The sequence below is a fragment of the Colwellia sp. BRX9-1 genome (genome assembly GCF_014077195.1).
Lineage (GTDB): Bacteria > Pseudomonadota > Gammaproteobacteria > Enterobacterales > Alteromonadaceae > Colwellia_A.
Map to the genome: position 1 here is coordinate 102,520 of NZ_JACGVM010000011.1, position 17,124 is coordinate 119,643.

Here is a 17,124-nt window from a genome sequence, read left to right on the forward strand (position 1 = left end):
ATTAATTATTAGAATAAATTACTTAGTTTTATACTGAGCTATATCAAAATCAATTATATTGGCATTACCATTCTTATCGACCAATACATTGTTCAAACTCATATCGCCATGAGTAACACCCTGTTTTTCTACGTAGCCCTTCGCCTCGTCTAATGTGGCATAAACCTGAGATAAAACCGTCTCATCAGATACTGTTTTTAAAAATGTGAAAAGCGTTTGACCTTGTACATATTCCATCATGATATTAGGTTCATCGTTATCGTCATGACCAATATCTATGAAACTAGCGATGTAATGATGGTCTAATTGAGCCAGAATTTGCGCTTCTTTTTTTATCATCTGTAAGGCTGTATCAAAGGTGTCGGCAAGCGAAAAATATTTAACCGCAACAGTATGTTCAATTAAGCCATCACACCTAATTGCTTTATACACATCACTCATACCACCTTGACCTAGTAGTTCAACGATTTTGTATTTATTATCAATTGTCCTCCCTAATCTCAGCTCGGGTTTGTCTACAGTGGTTAAAGGAGAAAATATTTTTTCAATCAGCACGTCTGTTGATACTCCATGGTGCTTTAATAATTGTGCTAACTTTTTTGCTTTTTTAGGAAATTCGGTTTCGAGTTGACTAAACCAGGTTGACTGTAAAGGTTTATCAATAATGGCAAGCTTTTGAAATAATTCATATAAATCGTTCATAATAACCTAAGCGCTCAATTCATCTAGATACCAGGCTTTCGCAAAGTTCAAATCATTATGAACAGTACGAACAGAGATACTCAATAAAGTTGCTATTTTTTCTGCTGGTAATCCGGCAAAAACGTTTAAGTTCAAAACTTCAGTACAACGTGATTTCTCTTGCTTTAATGACTTATCTGCCAAGAGTAATTTTGCCAGTAATTCTGAAGATTCGCTCTCAAAACTTTCAGGAATGAGGTTGTTACTTGGATTTCTTTTTTGTGAAGTGGCTTTTCGGTACTGATCGTAAAGAATAGATTTAACGACTTGAGTAATTAATACATATAAATCTTTACGATTACAGACTGCTTGTTCTCTATGAGGAGATAATTTTAGGTAAGCGTCGTGAACAATTGATGTTGTTGTTTGAATACAAAAATCTACTGGCTTAACATTATTGGCTTGTTTAAGTTTTTGTTTTCTAACTTCATGCTTAAAATGCTGATAACAGTGTTTAAACAGTTCATTGAATGAAGCCTTACTGCCCTTTTTCCATTCAACAATTAACGCTGTGATTGGTGCTTCTTCATCCATAGTGTACATCATGTATCTACTTAAATAATTTAGAGTAATTTCCATATAAACCTATCAATACATAATCAAGTAAAAAACTATAATATTCAATATATTATTAAAATTTGTTTTTATTTTGTTGTATTGCATTTTTAATAAAAAAACACGTACCTACCTCAATTTCATCTTATCTATATTCTATACCTAGTTCTAAAAACAACTATTTAACGCGCTATGGCTGCATTTTTTAATACAAACCAAAACAATAATAAATAACTGATTTTAAAGTTACAGGAATGAGCTTTGGTGGTACCTCACCAAAACGCTATATAAAATAAAGGAGAAATATATGTTTAAGAAAATTGTAGGTGTTATTGGTTTTTTAGCATTTTCATTTACAGCATCTGCTGGATTGATTACAGATACCACAAACGGTAGTTTTATTGATGAAACCACAGGTTTCGAATGGATGGATTTTGGTATTAATAATAAAGATACCTACGAATATGTATCTTCTCAGTTAGATTCGGGTGATGAATATGAAGGATGGCGATTAGCTACAAAAAATGATGTATACATCATGATGGCGAATGCGTTTTTAGGACTCGGAGCACGACACGAGAATGCAAATAATCACCTGCCTGGAAGCGTATATGTAAATGATGGTGAGGGTAGCGTTGGTTCAGTTTTATATCATTTTACCGACATTATGGGATATAACCGAGAACTTAACTCGGGTTTAAACAGCGAATTTCAATATTCATTTGGACTATTCGCAGGCACAGATGGCTTAAGCCGAATTGAAATGCACAGAATGACAGGTAGTTATTATGACTTGGCTGTTAATGATGATGCATTTATTATGGATTATACAAATTACGATAGCAAAGCAACAAGTACCTCATCTTCATACAGCACGTTATTAATAAAAAACTCATCGGTAACATCTGTTCCAGAGCCACCCACTTTAGCTATTTTCGCTTTAGGCATATTCGGAATAGCCTCTCGTAAATTATTAAAATAAATTTTATAACAACCATTTAAAAATTCATAAGGAAAGATCAAATGAGCGACACAATTCAGCAAGCGAGATTACAAAACAAAATGAAAAATCCAATTGTAGCATTAGCTTTAGGTTTTTTTATTCCTGGAGCAGCTCAAATGTATTCAGGTAGCATAATGTGGGGAGTTGTTAACCTAATCCTTGTTATTATATTTGCAATAACCATTATTGCTTCCCCCTTAGCTTTCATCATATGGTTAGTATCAATGTTTCTTGGGTATAAGGGAGCTAAAACGTTCAATGACAAGGTTCTAGATAAAGCTGAATCTGTTATGTAATAGTTCCCTTTATACACTATTAATAGGAGCGTTAATTGCGTACAACTTACGCTCCTGAACCATCATCATTGGGTCGCAATCCTCACAGGTGGTAAAATCCAAATTGCTACGGAAAAAGTACCTAAATTTAAAGCAGGTAAAGCATTGAAAGACGCTGTTAACGTTTAATTTTTCAAATACAAAAAAGCCCAGCTTAATTAAAGTTGGGCTTTTTTATATGCGATAAAACATAACTAAGGTTAAATGACATCAAGCTTACTAAAGCAAAGTAAAAGCTTTGTGAAGAAAATTAATCTTCAGCTTCGTCGTCAACTCTAACGCCCCAAACATCATGTTCGTCGGCATGGATAATTTGTACCCACATTAGGTCGCCTGGCTTAGCGTCATAATCATCAGACAAATACACTTTACCATCAACTTCTGGCGCATCCATATAAGAACGCCCAACAATACCAAGGGCACTTACTTCATCAACAAGAATTAAATATTCTTGGCCAATACGTGCTTGTAGTTTTTCCGCGCTTATTCTCGCTTGTACTGCCATAAAACGTTGTAAACGATCTTCCATTACTTCGTCTGAATTATGATCAGGTAAAGCATTAGCGGTAGCGCCTTCAACAGGTGAGTATTTAAAACAACCGACGCGGTCTAATTGCGCTTCTTCTAAGAATTCTAATAACTCTTCAAATTCTTCTTCTGTTTCACCCGGGAAGCCAACAATAAAGGTTGAACGAATAACTAATTCAGGGCAAATCTCACGCCATTTAGCAATACGCTCTAATACTCGGTCTGAGCTACCAGGACGCTTCATTAATTTTAAGATACGTTTATTAGCATGCTGAAAAGGAATGTCTAAGTACGGCAGTATTTTACCTTCTGCCATAAGAGGAATTATTTTATCAACATGTGGGTACGGGTAAACATAATGGAGACGTATCCAAACGCCTCGCTTGGCTAATTCTTCACATAACTGCTGCATATGAGTCTTAACCGGCATGCCATCCCAAAAATCAGTTTTGTGTTTAACATCAACGCCGTAAGCCGAAGTATCTTGAGATATAACTAATAATTCTTTAACGCCAGCATCAACTAAACGTTTGGCTTCACCTAACACATCGCCAATAGGACGAGAGTCTAAGTCGCCACGCATTGAAGGAATAATACAGAATGTACAACGGTGGTTACACCCTTCTGATATTTTTAAATACGCGTAATGCTTAGGGGTAAGTTTAACGCCTTGTGGCGGCACTAAATCAATAAAAGGGTTATGAACAGGCTTGGCTACATGTTTGTGTACTTGTGTTAACACTTCATCGTAAGCATGAGGTCCTGTAACGCCTAAAACATTAGGATGTAATTCGATGATTTCGTCTTTCTTAACACCTAAACAGCCAGTAACCAATACTTTACCGTTGGCAGCAAGTGCTTCACCAATTGTATCTAAAGACTCTTGAACGGCTGAATCAATGAAACCACAGGTATTTACAATCACTAATTCTGCATCATCGTAGCTATTGGTTACATCGTAACCTTCAGTGCGAAGCTGAGTAAGGATGCGCTCGCTATCAACAAGATTTTTTGGGCAACCCAATGAAACAAATCCGATTTTAGCCGCTTTAGAGGGCTGTTGACTATTCTTTTGCTCTTCAATCATCTTAGACGGAATGTCTAATGTGGTTGTCTGGCTCTCGGCTGAATTACTGCTTTTTTTAGTTGCTTGTGGATCGAATTGTTCTACGGTCATATAGTGTCTCAACTTACTCTTATTGTGTAACTGGTGCTTTTACTAATGAAGAGCAGCGTCATAAATGTTGGTTTAACTGTCTTTATAGCTAACTTTAGTGTGTTTGCTTAGGCAGTTGCTTAATGGGAAGGATTATACAGGAATGTTTTGTTCGATGGTAATGGATTTGATGCTACCTGGCTATAAACTCCGAACAAACTGAATAAGAGAAACTATACTTTTCTCTCTTTCTAAAAGCGCTTCCATCATCTTTAAGTATTTAACAAATATGCAACCTAATTCCATTCTCATTTAACAATATTTACATTTATCGACCTAATCTTATTGGCCTAATTTTTAACCACACTAATTGGCAACTTTAACCATTTCAGAGTCCGCTCATTTTATGATGGCGTTAAGAAAAAAAGAATGGCTAAAGTAATAGCAGTGCTTCCTTGCACTTTATTAGTGTGGTATGTGCGAGTCTAAAAGCTACTTTTCTTTTGTTTTCAAAAAATCTTGATATTTCGCAATATGAGGCTTTTCTATTAATACTTTACTCATAGGATCAATAATCACTAAATCATTGGCGGACACTTTAATCGTTTGTGGTGTATTCATGGTTAATGTCGTGATCTTACCATTAACTGATACTTCCAACGGTAATGGAAAAAATAAATCATGTGGTATTTTCCATTGCAACGTCAGACTATTTTCAGTTCTTTTTTCAATCACTTTAGGTAATTGAGCCTGATAAAAATACACATCAAAAAACCAGCGATAATTTTGACCTGTTAAACGATTGACAATACTAAGAAAGTCATCTGTATCAGCCAGTACTGGCTTGAACAGCCCTGGTTTTGGCTCAGCAACACCATATACGAGCTCAGTTGTTGCACTAAAGAAAGCCTCATCACCAATAAGGTTACGTAATGTATGTAGTACCCAAGGCGCTTTAGCGTATATATCGGCACCTGGCCCGCCTTTTTCCTCTTGATAAACCCCTTCTACGGTTTGCAATTTTTTACTCACAATAGGAGCTTTATTTCGTATTTTCAAACGCATGTCGTACATGTGAGCCATATAAGCAACTTCGCCATGGAGATACTGTTCATATAGCGGATGCATATAGGCGCCAAAACCTTCATGTAGCCACATAGCATCGGCATTTTTATTGGTTAGTTGATTAGCAAACCATTCATGGGCAAACTCATGGAAAAGCAACCAATCAAACCCATATTTGTCGGCTTGGTACTTGTTACCATAGGCATTAATGGTTTGATGCTCCATCCCTAAATGTGGGGTTTCTGCTATCCCAATTTTGTCTTGAGCAAAAGGATATGGCCCGATCTTTCTCTCAAAGAATGTTGTTATATCAATAAGCTCTTGTGTCAAACGCTGCGCTTTCATTTTGTTTTCGGGTAAATGGTAAAACTCAACAGGGATACTATTGCCGTACTGGCTATCAAATGTGGTTTTAATGACGTCATAAGGTGCAATATTAATGGCAACACCATAAGTGTTTAGTTGCGATAAACTATGCCAATGATACGTTTTAGTCGTATCATTTTCTGTTACCGAAATTAACTTTCCGTTAGCGGCAGCAACCAAATCTTTAGGCACAGTAATATGCATTGTGGTTGTTTTAGGCTCACCAACAGGGTTGTCGATACAAGGCCAAAACAAATCACAACCCTCACCTTGCACAGCCGTAGCTATCCAATCTTTCCCTGTCGATGTTTTAGACCACACAAAGCCTCCATCCCAAGGGGCTCTTACCGCTTCGCGCGGCGTACCAGAATATTGTACTTCGACGATAAACTGGCCCTTTAGCGGGGTTGTAAGATTTATCACCAGGAGCCCTTCAAGGTTGCTGTATTGTGCTTTGTCTATCAACACATCGTTTACCAGCACTTGTTCTATAGTAAAAAAATTATCGAGATTTATGCCTACCTGCCCCATTGCACGCTGACTGTTAAGGGTTAAAACGCCTTTGCCTGAAATAGTTTTTTGTTTAGGAAAAATACGAAAGTATAAATCGGCATGGTCAAGTGTTAAACCCTGCTGAGATATAGGCAAAGGACCGTCACTGGCCATTGTATATTCACTGCGCTCTACTGAATTTGCTTTAACACAAACTGCTAACGCAACAACCCAAAAGCACGCTAATGAAAACTTCATATGCTAAACCTCAAAAAGTAATGTAAATAAAAACCTTAGCTTCAAGTTATCCCTTTAACATTGGTGATAAAAGCTAATTGCGATTAACGACATCTTCAACACTATGAATGGCATGACTAACAATAAAAATCCTAGTGTACATTAAATAAAAATGTTAATAATCTGAAGAGCTTACACAATATAATTACGTTTGGGCATTTCCTACCTAAAAAATCGCCATTTTTTAAGATACTTGTGGATCGTATTGCTTATACGACAGTGCTAAGCCCCACCCTATTTACTTTATCAACAACTAAAGAAGTTATCCCTTTAGTTGTTGATAAAGGCATGGGCAGTCAGAATATTGTTAAATACTTAAACGAAACCTATCCTGCGCCTTTGCCTAAGACTAAAAAGAAAGTGTGGAATATATCCCTTTGAGTTAGTTAATTAATGAGATACCAACAACAATCCACAGATTATTAGGCGACAAAGTTAATGATTGTTAATCTCTAATTAGTTATATTAAATCAATACATTAATATTAAGGTATCAAGATATGATCTATCAATTAGGTGAACTTTCTCCTCGTATTTCAAAAAGCTGTTTTATAGCACCAAACGCCACTGTAATAGGAAATGTAGACTTAAGCGAAAATGTCAGTATTTGGTTTAATGTTGTGATCAGAGCCGATTTAGCACAAGTGAAGATAGCGAAAAATTCTAATATTCAAGATGGCTCTATTCTACATGTTGATGAAGGCTTCCCCATTAATATTGCTGAAAATGTAACTATTGGTCATAAAGTAATGCTTCATGGTTGTACGATAGGTGAAGGGAGCTTAATTGGTATCAATGCGGTGGTATTAAATGGCGCTAAAATTGGTAAAAACTGCTTAATTGGTGCTAATGCTTTAGTGACCGAGCATATGGTTATACCAGACGGGAGTTTAGTCTTAGGCTCACCCGCAAAAGTAATTAAACAACTTGACGAAAAAACCCAAGAGATGATTGCAGCAGGCGCAGCACATTACGTTCAAAGCAATCATCAATATAGGAAAGAATTAAAGCAAATAGGTTAAGCATCATGCTGGTTAACTTAACCGCCTTTGTTGAAAATTAAATGGCCCGCAGTAATTAACACTAAGGTCGTTACTGAGTGCTTTGTTATAAAGAAGAGTTTGAGTTAATAATGAATAATGAGTTTCCAGCCGTTATTTAGCTTTTTTTTGTTTTATCTATTGATTAAAATATGAGAAAGTAACCTAAGGACAACATCAGCGCTAGGAGTTAAAGTGATAAAATGGTTAATAGCATTGATACTGTCACTGATTATCACCTCACCAAGTTTAGCAAACGAGGTAAATGTTGATTCATTAAAAGCAACATTAACAGCACTTCCTCTAGATGATAAAGCACGCTTAGCGCCATTAATTGAGCTGGCAAGCTATTACCTTTATATCGCTCCAAAAGAAACAAGCGCTTATGCAACACAAGCCCTAGCCTTTACTAGTATTGAAGATAGTGATTTCAATAAAGCTAAACTATTGCGCTTGCTTGGACAATCACAGATGTACCAAGGTTTAAACCTTGAAGCTTTCAAACATCTCACTCAAGCGATAAATAGTGCCAATAAGAGTGAGAACGTGCATTTAATCTCAGTCTCTAATAGAGCAATGGGAGTATTTCACGAGCTCATTATCGATCACAAAAATGCAGTAAAATATTATATAGAAGCATTAAAGTTTGCTAAATTAAGCGATCAAAAAGAAGATTTAGCGATGGTTTATAATAACTTAGGGAATGTACTTAATTCTCAAAATGATTATACTAATGCTGTTAAATATTTTAAAAAGTCAATCGTAATCAACACTGAACTCAATGATATTGCAATGCAGATGAACGCTTCTGTTGGATTAAGTGTCTCCTACTTAAGATCCGACAACCCTCTTAAAGCACAAGAATTACTTGAAGAAGTGCTAAGAAATAAAGATTACATCAATGACTTTAGCTTCAGTGAAGCATCAGCCAACTTAGCTGATGTTTATAAATATTTAAAAAACTTTACGGCGGCTGAATCTCTATATAAGTTTGTTATTAACGATGAGAAAGGTAGTATTTATCCACCGGCTGTCGCATCAGCATACTTAGGCCTCGCTGATATTTATATCCAAACAAACCAAATAAAAGCCGCCATCGATTTATACCATAAAGGCATTGTTGAGGTAAAAAATAAAATATCGGTGGAAAGTGAAATGGCGCTTTATGAAAATTTAGCCAAATTAGAATTAAGCCAAGAAAATTTTGAAGCAGCAGCGATTATTCAAACAGAGTACATAAACAGAAGAAATCAAGTTCAACCGTTGACACAAAAGGGTCTATTACAAAAATTAGAGAGTCAACTACTCTTGGAACGAGATTACATAAAACTACAAGATGAATTACTGATCAGCGAACGAGAGTCTCGCCACGCTTCAATGTACCTATTTGCTGTTATTGTTATTTCACTGATTAGTTTAGTGCTATTCCTAGTATTAATGCTAAGAAAACAGGTGATCTCTCGTTTGGAAGCCACAAACAAAACATTAAAAAAAGCCTCTGAAACCGACCATTTAACAAGCATTGGTAACCGTCGTTTTTTAGAGCATCAAATTGATACCTTTAGAGGGCGAGATATACAAATGGCCTTTTTGCTGCTTGATGTTGATTATTTTAAAGATATTAACGACAACTTTGGTCATGATGCTGGTGACGAAGTCTTGGTGGCGATTGCTGATAAAATTAACAGACTTTGTCGAAAAGATGATTTATTTGCACGTATTGGTGGAGAAGAGTTTGTTATTTTATTAATGAATAGTAATGAAGTGTCTGCCTGCTTATTTGCAGAAAGAGTCAGAAGTAGTATTGAAAAAATGTCCCACCCTTTTCAGTCTAAAGTCACAGCAAGCATCGGTGTTACGTTTGGTAATATGAACAACGCTAATTACGACGAACTATACAAACAAGCCGACATTGCACTTTACTCGGCTAAAGACAAAGGCCGTAATAAAGTACTGCTATTTCCTAGTTTAAATCCAATAGATGCTGATTAACGCAGCTTAGCGTTTATTAACTTCTCGAGCATATTAGGAAATAACGATTACCTGTCACCAGCTTACTTTATGTCGAATGAGTAATAAATATCGGCAGAATTTTCTAGCCCAGAAACTGTTTCAACCCATAGCCTGCTTAATAAATAAAACCTCACGGTTAATTCATTGATAGGATCCTTTATACCAAGCCCATATTTAATATAAACCTGCTCACCTAAATAGCCAGCGATGGAGGCTTGCTCATTGTCTCCGTCTATTTCGATTCTATTGATCAAAGGTAATTTTTCTATTTGAGTGAGTACACCAGAAAAGTTTGTTAACGCTGAACCTAAAGCCACACCTATAGCGGTATTACTGTCGCTGGTTTCTGCATCTAAACCACGCCCTCTCACCAGGTATGATAAAGTTTCAGATTGTTGCATGGTTGGCTTTGAAAACAACTTAATATTCAAACTGTTGGCTAATCCAGTTGCATCAATACCAACAATAATATTTTCTTTTTCAATGCTACGTGTCGCTTGCATTGAGACATAAGGATTATTTGCTGTGCCATTAAAAGAAATAATACCTTTAGTTAACGACAAATCTTGCCCATAAGCGCGATAGCGACCCTCTGGTATCTTTAAGCTGCCAAAGAGCTGTAAGGGTTGATTTGCCTGCTGACTCACTTGTAATTCACCGCCTAGACGACCTATGAATCCTTGCCCTTCAACTTTAAATGCATCGGCAATAACCACACGAACATTGGTAAATAACTCAAATGGCTTTTCATTAGCAACTTGTTCGCCTGCATCATTAACCATAATGACATCTTTGCTTAAGCTAACACTTCCTTGCGGCAATTTATTTACCAGTAATTTACCTTCGAGCACTTCTATACGGCCCGATATTTTCAGTTCTGATGCTTTTATTTGGGCGTTAAGGTGAGGAGAAACGGTTATGGTAAGATCCGGGGGAACTGATAACTTTAATGATTCCCCATCAAAATCAAAATTACCTTGCAATTCATCTTGCCAGTCAACGTCTCCTTTAAGATTAGCTAAGGCATTATTAATATTTACCCCACCAGAAATAACGGCTTGTTGACCTTTAAATTTTAAAGCCATATTAATATCAGTTAAGGTATTAATATTTCCTAAAATTTTAGCTTTACCTTTAGTTAACGTAATGTCACCTGTTATTATTGGCTTATCTAAATCACCATTCACAGTTAAACGGCTATTTAATAGGCCTTCCAATGAGGTTAACTCTGGCAAAAAAACTTGCAAGGGTGAAAGGTTGAATTCATTAATATTAAGTTGGCTATTTATAGTGCGACTATCGGCAAAGACAATCGTACTGCTAAGGTTGACTATTTCAGCACTGTCTTGAGCAAAAAAAGCAACTTTGCCTGCAACACTGCTATTATCAACTTTTAACGTTAACTCACCCTTTTGCCACTCAAGTAATTGATGTAATTCGCCTTCTTTAGTTGTCTTTATATCGCCATCACTAATAAGTAATTTAGCATTAACGGTTGGCATTTTGTTTTGTTGCCAACCCACAGCAACATTCCCCGCTAATGTGCTCTGCACAGTTATATCTTTAGGAATAAAGGGCGTTAAAAGGTCTGTGTCTAATTGAACGGCTAACGTTAACTCGTCTTGAGCTACTTTTAAGGTGGCATCGTCTTTTAGACAGAGCTGAGCGCCGTCACCAAGCCAGCAATGTTTATTAACAGCAAGCGTTTTAAGGCTATTATTATAAAGTATATTAAGTGGCTGACTTGATTTAAAAACATCGTCACCTATCGAAAAAATTACCTGATCAGTTTGTACTCGCCACTGCTCTCCCACAGGTGAATAGTCACTATTAATTAACAAGTCAATCGCTGAATCGCCAAGCCAGGCTAGCTTTACTTTTTGTTGATTTAAATCGCCACTACTCGATAAATTAACACCATTGATGGTGTGATCGTTCCAATTGATACGCGCACTGCTCAACGCTACCTGATGTTGATGATTATCCTGCGGTCGATATTTGACCTCGACCTTAATCGCATCACTGGCAAGATTAGCCACTAACAACTTTTTTAATTCACCTTGTAGATTGAGTTCTGGCTGCTCAATTGGACCAGATATTGAAATATTGGCCGCTATTCCACTTTCAATATCCTTTAACCACAAACTGCTATCTCCAACATTAACCGTACCATCGACATGCCAATGGGTATCGCTATGGCCTTTTATGTTAAGCGCTATATCACCATAATTGAGCTTAATATTACTTGGCGCTAATTGACCTTTATGGTTAATATCAACATTACCGTTTGCGTTAAAAGCTATTTTATTAATTTCGCCTTTGACCTTAGAGTCAGCAAGCGTAAACGCCCATTCATTATCTTGCCAAAACCCTTTACTGTAAATATTTCCCTGCAGACGACCCGATAAACGTTTATCAATATTAGGTAAGCTGATGCCCGAAGAATTCACCTTAACATCCCATAACAATCGATTGCCTAACTGTAACTCTCCAGTTATATCCAAACGGCTATTTTCTTTGAATTCTTCAAAATATAAGGTCTTTATTTTAAAGGTTTGTTCGCTGTAAGTTGCCTGTAATTCCAACGCGGCATCTTGGTAACCAAAGCCACTAATGTTACTTTTTAAATCAATAACATGCCGGTTAAGATCGCCTTCGCTGTTTAGTAACAGTGTTGATGGAGTAATAACATTAGCGATATCATCAGGTAAAATAAACTGGCTGACATCAGCTTTCAATTTATAAGGTAAGTTTGCGTTAGTAACATCCACTGACATTTTAGCGGTTAGTGTTAATTCACCCACGTTGCTAATCGTTGTTACTAAATCAGCTAAATCACCTTTTAATGAAACCTTTTGTTGAGAATGACTGAGTTGTGGTAATAACTCAAAGTTATCAATGGAACTACTCAAGGCTAAATCAACAAGATAAGGGGGTACAAAATCAACTTTTCCTTTTAATGAAAACTCTCCTACTGCCGCTACTTTTGATGACAATTCTTCAATAGATAATTGCGTTTTGAACCATGATAAACGTGCCACATTATTCGTGGTATTAATTAGCGTTTTCTCACTGCCCGTATTGTCTAATTCATTAACGATTAGCGTTTTTACCACCAACGACTTTAGCGCTAACTTAACTGGTAAATACATCTTAGGCAGTGATGCCAGTGGCCAAGGGGTAACGGGTTGCGGGGTTGATGAGGTCTTCGCCGCAGATAAATTAATATGTGCTTTAAGCAACCGAGCATTATCTATATTAATAGCGATATTACTCACAACATTCTTATTGACCGATAAAGCACTAGAAAACTCGGTTAAGTTTATCGCTAGCCCCTGAGTTGTTATTTGGGCGCGTGCTAAAGAAAACTTCTTTAATTTAACGCTAAAGGGTAAGGTGAAATTGGTTGAGTTAATCGTTTGTTCGACAAGTTGCTCAGATGATTCCGCTGGCTTTGCTTCTTTTATGTTGACTTGTAGTGCACCTATACTGAGTTCATCAATACAAATCTGGTTTTTCCATAGGCAGCGCAAATGCAATTTTAAACGAATGTTACTGGCATTAATTAGCGCATTATCGTTTTCAATTTTTAGCTTACGTAACGCTAAGTCATCTAAAAGTGCACCACTTTTGTATTCAACTTGCAGCGAGGAAACCTTACCAACAAAATAAAGTGATAACTGAGCTCCCCAAGGCGTTGAAAGTAGTATGGCAAAGAAACACAGTAAGCCGGTTAACACGCCGATAAGTGTGAAGCTGGCACGTTTATAAGTCATAGTTCAGCACCAATACTAAAATGAAGACGCCATGAAGGGTTTTCTTCGCTTAATGAATACCCTAAAGCAAACCTGATCGGCCCAATGGGAGAAATATAATGAAGACCGGGACCAATAGAGTATACCGGTTCAAGTTTGTCATTATCATTAACACTTCCAGCATCAATAAACAGTGCGCCGCGCCATGTATTTGAAAAGTAGTACTGGTACTCCAAACTAGCAACGACCATATTAGTGCCACCAATAACGATTTCCTTCCCTTGGTTAATACCTTCTGAAAGAGTCACTTTAGGGCCAATTGATTGATAGTCGAATCCTCGAATACTTTGGTCACCACCAGCATAAAACCGCAATGAAGGAGACAGTTCCTCTTCAAAGTCTTTGTCGACAATAACATAGCCAAGCTCTACTCGTGCGACAATACGGTGCTTAGGAGCAAACAGAGAAATATATTTCCAACGCGCATTAAAACGTAAAAATGAGGTTTCTGAAGATAAACCTTCATAGCTTCCTTCTAAATTATAGTATTGTCTAAATCCCTTAGTTGGATCGAGTAAAGGGCCATCACGATCAATATCAGACCAAGTAAACCCGGGAATAAAATAACTGGCATCATCGGAAACATTATCAGTCTCCCATTCTTCGTCTAAGTGTCTTAAATAAGGTTGGCGTAAAATATCATCTTTTAGATAAACGCGTCCTACTTGAAAAGAAAAAAATCGACTGGTTAAGTCTCCATAGTCATTTTTTTCTAGTTCAGTTTGTAATTGCAACACATCATTGTTGGGGTGTGACAAAGGAATACTGTAAATAAAATGCCCGGTCGGATTAATGGTTGAATAGGACAACCTTGTTTCTTGACGATGCCCATAACGGTTGACTAGCGGTGTTTTCCAGCCGAAGGAAAACCTTTCTTTGGTGTCAGTCGCGTAGCCTAGTCCTAAATTAAATTGATGGCGTTTCGCTTTTTCCAGCGATACATCTATTGGTAAGATGTTATTCGCGCTATTCTCTGTTTCAGGGCGAACAACAACATTGCTAAAGTATTGAGTTTCATCCAGTTCATTTTGTAAGTTTTGCAGTGAGGTTTGTTGATAAAAATCACCTTGCTTAAAAGAAATCAAAGGTTTCAAAATATCTGTATTTATATCAAAATCATTAAACTTTATCTCACCAAAACGATAACGAGGTCCACTGTCAAAGTGAACAATAATCTCTGCGGTATCCAAATTTTTGTTTATAGCGATATTAGTTTTAATGAACTTACTATCAAAGTAACCTCGTTCTAAACCTAAGGAAACCAAGTCCGTTTTAAATTGCTCATAAATGCCATGATGTAATATATCTCCGCTGGCAATAGGCACCTCTTTGATAATATCTGAAAAAGCACTATCCCCTAAAGCGTCGCCACTTAGGTTAATACGCACGTGTTTTATTCTTGTTGGCTGATTGAGTATCACGACAAGACCAAGCGTCCAGATATTTTTATCTAAATTCTTGTCAATTGAACTTGTTACCTCAGCACGGTAATAACCCAGTGCCTTGAGCGCATTTAAGGTTTGTTTTTTTGCTGTAAAAACAAATGCTGTTCGTTCGGTGTCATTCTCTGGCAAATTGCCTAGATAAGCATAAATATTTTGTTTTGCTGCACTGGATAAGTTATCTGAAAGTTGAACGATAAGTGTGTTCGATGTTGCAAATGGTGAGATTAAAAAAAACAAGATGAACAAAAAAAAACGACTATACATTATGCTAGATTATCCGTGAAATTTGCAGTAATTAAATAAAAGCATAGCATAACAGTTTATGTGGTTTTGCTGATAGAAAAGTTTTAAGGTAGAAATAACTATCTATACTTTCAACCTTACGATAAATTTACACAATATTGACTTCTTCAGCAAAGTCGCCAGACCGTTTTAACAAAACTCGGTCAATCCCACCCGGGAACTAACATCCAAAATGAGGGAATAAAATGATAACTGAGCAATTAATTTGGTTTATAGATGGACGTTATTTTTATAAAAGCATTACTTTAGATAAAGTTATTCACCTCGCCAATACTCATAAAATGCGCGTTAAAATAATCATCGATGCTAAAGTAAAATCTACCCAACGGTGGTATTGGCATGCCATGGTTGGCGACTCACCAACGGCTAATGAAGATTTAGTGGTGATTAACAAGAAAAAACAAACCTTGCTTAAAGCATTAGAAATGAGTGCAATTAAAGCTGAAATTATCGTTTCAGAGTCTGCAGATCACATAAAAACAATCAATACTGAATTAGCAAAAACAAATAATGGCCTGCTAATTTTAGAAGACACACCACCTAAACAAAGACATCCCATCTTTCAAACTCTCACTGAAATAAACGCACCCGTATTATTATTAACTGACAAGGTATGGAAAGAAAACATCAATGCCATTGGCGCTGTTGACCCATTACACGAAAATGATCGGCCAGCAAAAATTGATGAACATATTGTTCAGCATTTAAAAAGCTGGGAAGATTCGCTTTCAGTAAAATGGAAACTTATCCACTGTTGTTACATTTCATCAGTTTTATACCAATACAAAAACAAAGTATTGTCGATGCACCAAGATGGTTTAAAAGAGTTCGCTGATCAGTTCCGCATTAAGAGGGATCAATATAAATTACTTGAAGGTTTACCTGAAGAGGCCTTAAAGTCATATATTAACAAAAACCATATCGATATTTTATTTATCGGTCTAGTTAATAGAAACATGCTGGATAAGTTTTGGGTGGGAAGTACTACCTCAAATTTTTTATATGAGCCGCCATGTGATTTATTGCTTATTAAACAGTAAAATAAATAATGAGCATTAACCAGCAAGGTTAATGCTCAACATTGATTCAGTCACTACTCTTCTTTGGATACAACATCTGCCGTACTTCTCGGGCTCTCATTCATAGTAACTTTAAAAGGTTTACTTGCACTCCCGGCATAAAGGCTGATATGCGGGAATGGGATCTCAATGCCCTGCTCATCAAATGTTTTCTTAATGTTCTGATACATTTCATTTTTAAGCGCAAGAAAATTCTCTCTTCTTGACCACACTGAAAATTGAATATCAACTGACGATGAACCAAACCCGGTCAAAATAAACAAAGGGGCTGGCTCTTCCAAACAAATAACATTTTTTTCGGCAATTTTTAATAATAAATCACGCACTTTTTCAATATCTTCTTTATAAGCAATTCCTAGTTTTAAGTCTGCTCTTCTAATGGGATACTTTGTCATGGTGGTGACCGCACTTTTTATCATGCTTTCATTGGGTATTCGAACAAATAAATTATCAAAGGTTCTTAATTTAACAGACAATAAATCAATTGAAATAACTTCCCCTAAGATGTCATTGACTTTAATCACATCACCGATTGAGAAAGGTCTTTCTATCATCAAAAATATGCCACTGATTAAATTTGATGCTGAAGTTTGTGAAGCAAAGCCAATCGCGACAGTAAAAATTCCCGCTGCGCCAAGTAATATCGTTAAGTCGATACCAATATGCTTTAAAGCCGACAAGACAAATAAGCCCAGTAAGGTATAAAACACCGTTCTTTTTAACAAAAACACTCCGTGTGTCGTCATTTTCTTGCTAACAATTCTTTCCATCGCGCTACTGAGCGCTTTAGCAATAAAGTAACCGACCACAAATAAAATAAGTGCCTGTGTTAAGGTGTATAAATGAGATGCTTTGAGCATATTAAAAAACTCATTAATGACTTCCATATAAT

Annotated in this window: 13 protein-coding genes and 1 pseudogene; 7 read left to right on the plus strand and 7 right to left on the minus strand. The window is 36.5% G+C overall.

Annotated elements, in window-relative coordinates; translation table 11 throughout:
• Positions 1 to 18: 18 nt before the first annotated feature.
• The gene (locus tag H4J76_RS11690; RefSeq protein WP_182230661.1) at positions 19 to 702 is read right to left on the minus strand and encodes a protein kinase domain-containing protein; all 684 of its coding nucleotides are present in this window, start codon (positions 700 to 702) and stop codon (positions 19 to 21) included.
• 6 nt (positions 703 to 708) lie between these two features.
• Entirely contained in the window at positions 709 to 1,320 is a 612-nt protein-coding gene (locus H4J76_RS11695) for an ECF-type sigma factor (protein WP_182230662.1), read from the minus strand.
• A gap of 283 nt (positions 1,321 to 1,603) precedes the next feature.
• Between H4J76_RS11695 and H4J76_RS11700 the strand changes: the two genes are divergently transcribed.
• From H4J76_RS11700 to H4J76_RS19735, 3 genes and pseudogenes are all read left to right on the plus strand, one after another.
• Entirely contained in the window at positions 1,604 to 2,278 is a 675-nt protein-coding gene (locus H4J76_RS11700) for a PEP-CTERM sorting domain-containing protein (RefSeq protein WP_182230663.1), read from the plus strand.
• Positions 2,279 to 2,319: 41 nt separating this feature from the next.
• Complete coding sequence (locus tag H4J76_RS11705; protein WP_182216550.1) at positions 2,320 to 2,595, plus strand: hypothetical protein; 276 nt, start codon at positions 2,320 to 2,322, stop codon at positions 2,593 to 2,595.
• 71 nt (positions 2,596 to 2,666) lie between these two features.
• Positions 2,667 to 2,763: pseudogene (locus tag H4J76_RS19735) on the plus strand (HU family DNA-binding protein); the annotation flags it as partial.
• A gap of 121 nt (positions 2,764 to 2,884) precedes the next feature.
• On the opposite strand, the gene rimO reads toward H4J76_RS19735, so the two are convergent.
• Positions 2,885 to 4,339: a 30S ribosomal protein S12 methylthiotransferase RimO gene (gene rimO, locus H4J76_RS11715; protein WP_070376401.1), complete on the minus strand. Its 1,455-nt coding sequence runs from the start codon at positions 4,337 to 4,339 to the stop codon at positions 2,885 to 2,887.
• 471 nt (positions 4,340 to 4,810) lie between these two features.
• The gene (locus H4J76_RS11720; RefSeq protein WP_182230664.1) at positions 4,811 to 6,499 is read right to left on the minus strand and encodes a M1 family metallopeptidase; all 1,689 of its coding nucleotides are present in this window, start codon (positions 6,497 to 6,499) and stop codon (positions 4,811 to 4,813) included.
• A 234-nt stretch (positions 6,500 to 6,733) separates the two neighbouring features.
• Between H4J76_RS11720 and H4J76_RS11725 the strand changes: the two genes are divergently transcribed.
• From H4J76_RS11725 to H4J76_RS11735, 3 genes are all read left to right on the plus strand, one after another.
• A complete protein-coding gene (locus tag H4J76_RS11725; protein WP_182230665.1) occupies positions 6,734 to 6,919 on the plus strand; it encodes a hypothetical protein in 186 nt (61 codons plus the stop codon).
• Between the two features lie 118 nt (positions 6,920 to 7,037).
• Positions 7,038 to 7,559: a gamma carbonic anhydrase family protein gene (locus H4J76_RS11730; protein ID WP_182230666.1), complete on the plus strand. Its 522-nt coding sequence runs from the start codon at positions 7,038 to 7,040 to the stop codon at positions 7,557 to 7,559.
• 213 nt (positions 7,560 to 7,772) lie between these two features.
• Entirely contained in the window at positions 7,773 to 9,569 is a 1,797-nt protein-coding gene (locus tag H4J76_RS11735; RefSeq protein ID WP_182230667.1) for a diguanylate cyclase domain-containing protein, read from the plus strand.
• 62 nt (positions 9,570 to 9,631) lie between these two features.
• Here the strand turns inward: H4J76_RS11735 and H4J76_RS11740 are convergent, their stop codons facing one another.
• Both H4J76_RS11740 and H4J76_RS11745 read right to left on the minus strand, forming a co-directional pair.
• Positions 9,632 to 13,366 (minus strand): translocation/assembly module TamB domain-containing protein, encoded by a 3,735-nt coding sequence (locus tag H4J76_RS11740; RefSeq protein WP_182230668.1) that lies wholly within the window; start codon positions 13,364 to 13,366, stop codon positions 9,632 to 9,634.
• Positions 13,363 to 15,114 carry an autotransporter assembly complex family protein gene (locus H4J76_RS11745; protein ID WP_182230669.1) on the minus strand — a complete coding sequence of 584 codons (1,752 nt, stop codon included), beginning with the start codon at positions 15,112 to 15,114 and terminating at the stop codon, positions 13,363 to 13,365. Before H4J76_RS11745 ends, H4J76_RS11740 begins: the two co-directional genes overlap by 4 nt.
• A 224-nt stretch (positions 15,115 to 15,338) precedes the next feature.
• On the opposite strand from H4J76_RS11745, the gene H4J76_RS11750 reads away from it, so the two are divergent.
• The gene (locus tag H4J76_RS11750) at positions 15,339 to 16,193 is read left to right on the plus strand and encodes a universal stress protein (protein ID WP_182222948.1); all 855 of its coding nucleotides are present in this window, start codon (positions 15,339 to 15,341) and stop codon (positions 16,191 to 16,193) included.
• A 53-nt stretch (positions 16,194 to 16,246) separates the two neighbouring features.
• On the opposite strand, the gene H4J76_RS11755 is transcribed toward H4J76_RS11750, so the two are convergent.
• A complete protein-coding gene (locus tag H4J76_RS11755) occupies positions 16,247 to 17,119 on the minus strand; it encodes a mechanosensitive ion channel family protein (RefSeq protein WP_182222949.1) in 873 nt (290 codons plus the stop codon).
• Positions 17,120 to 17,124 lie beyond the last annotated feature (5 nt).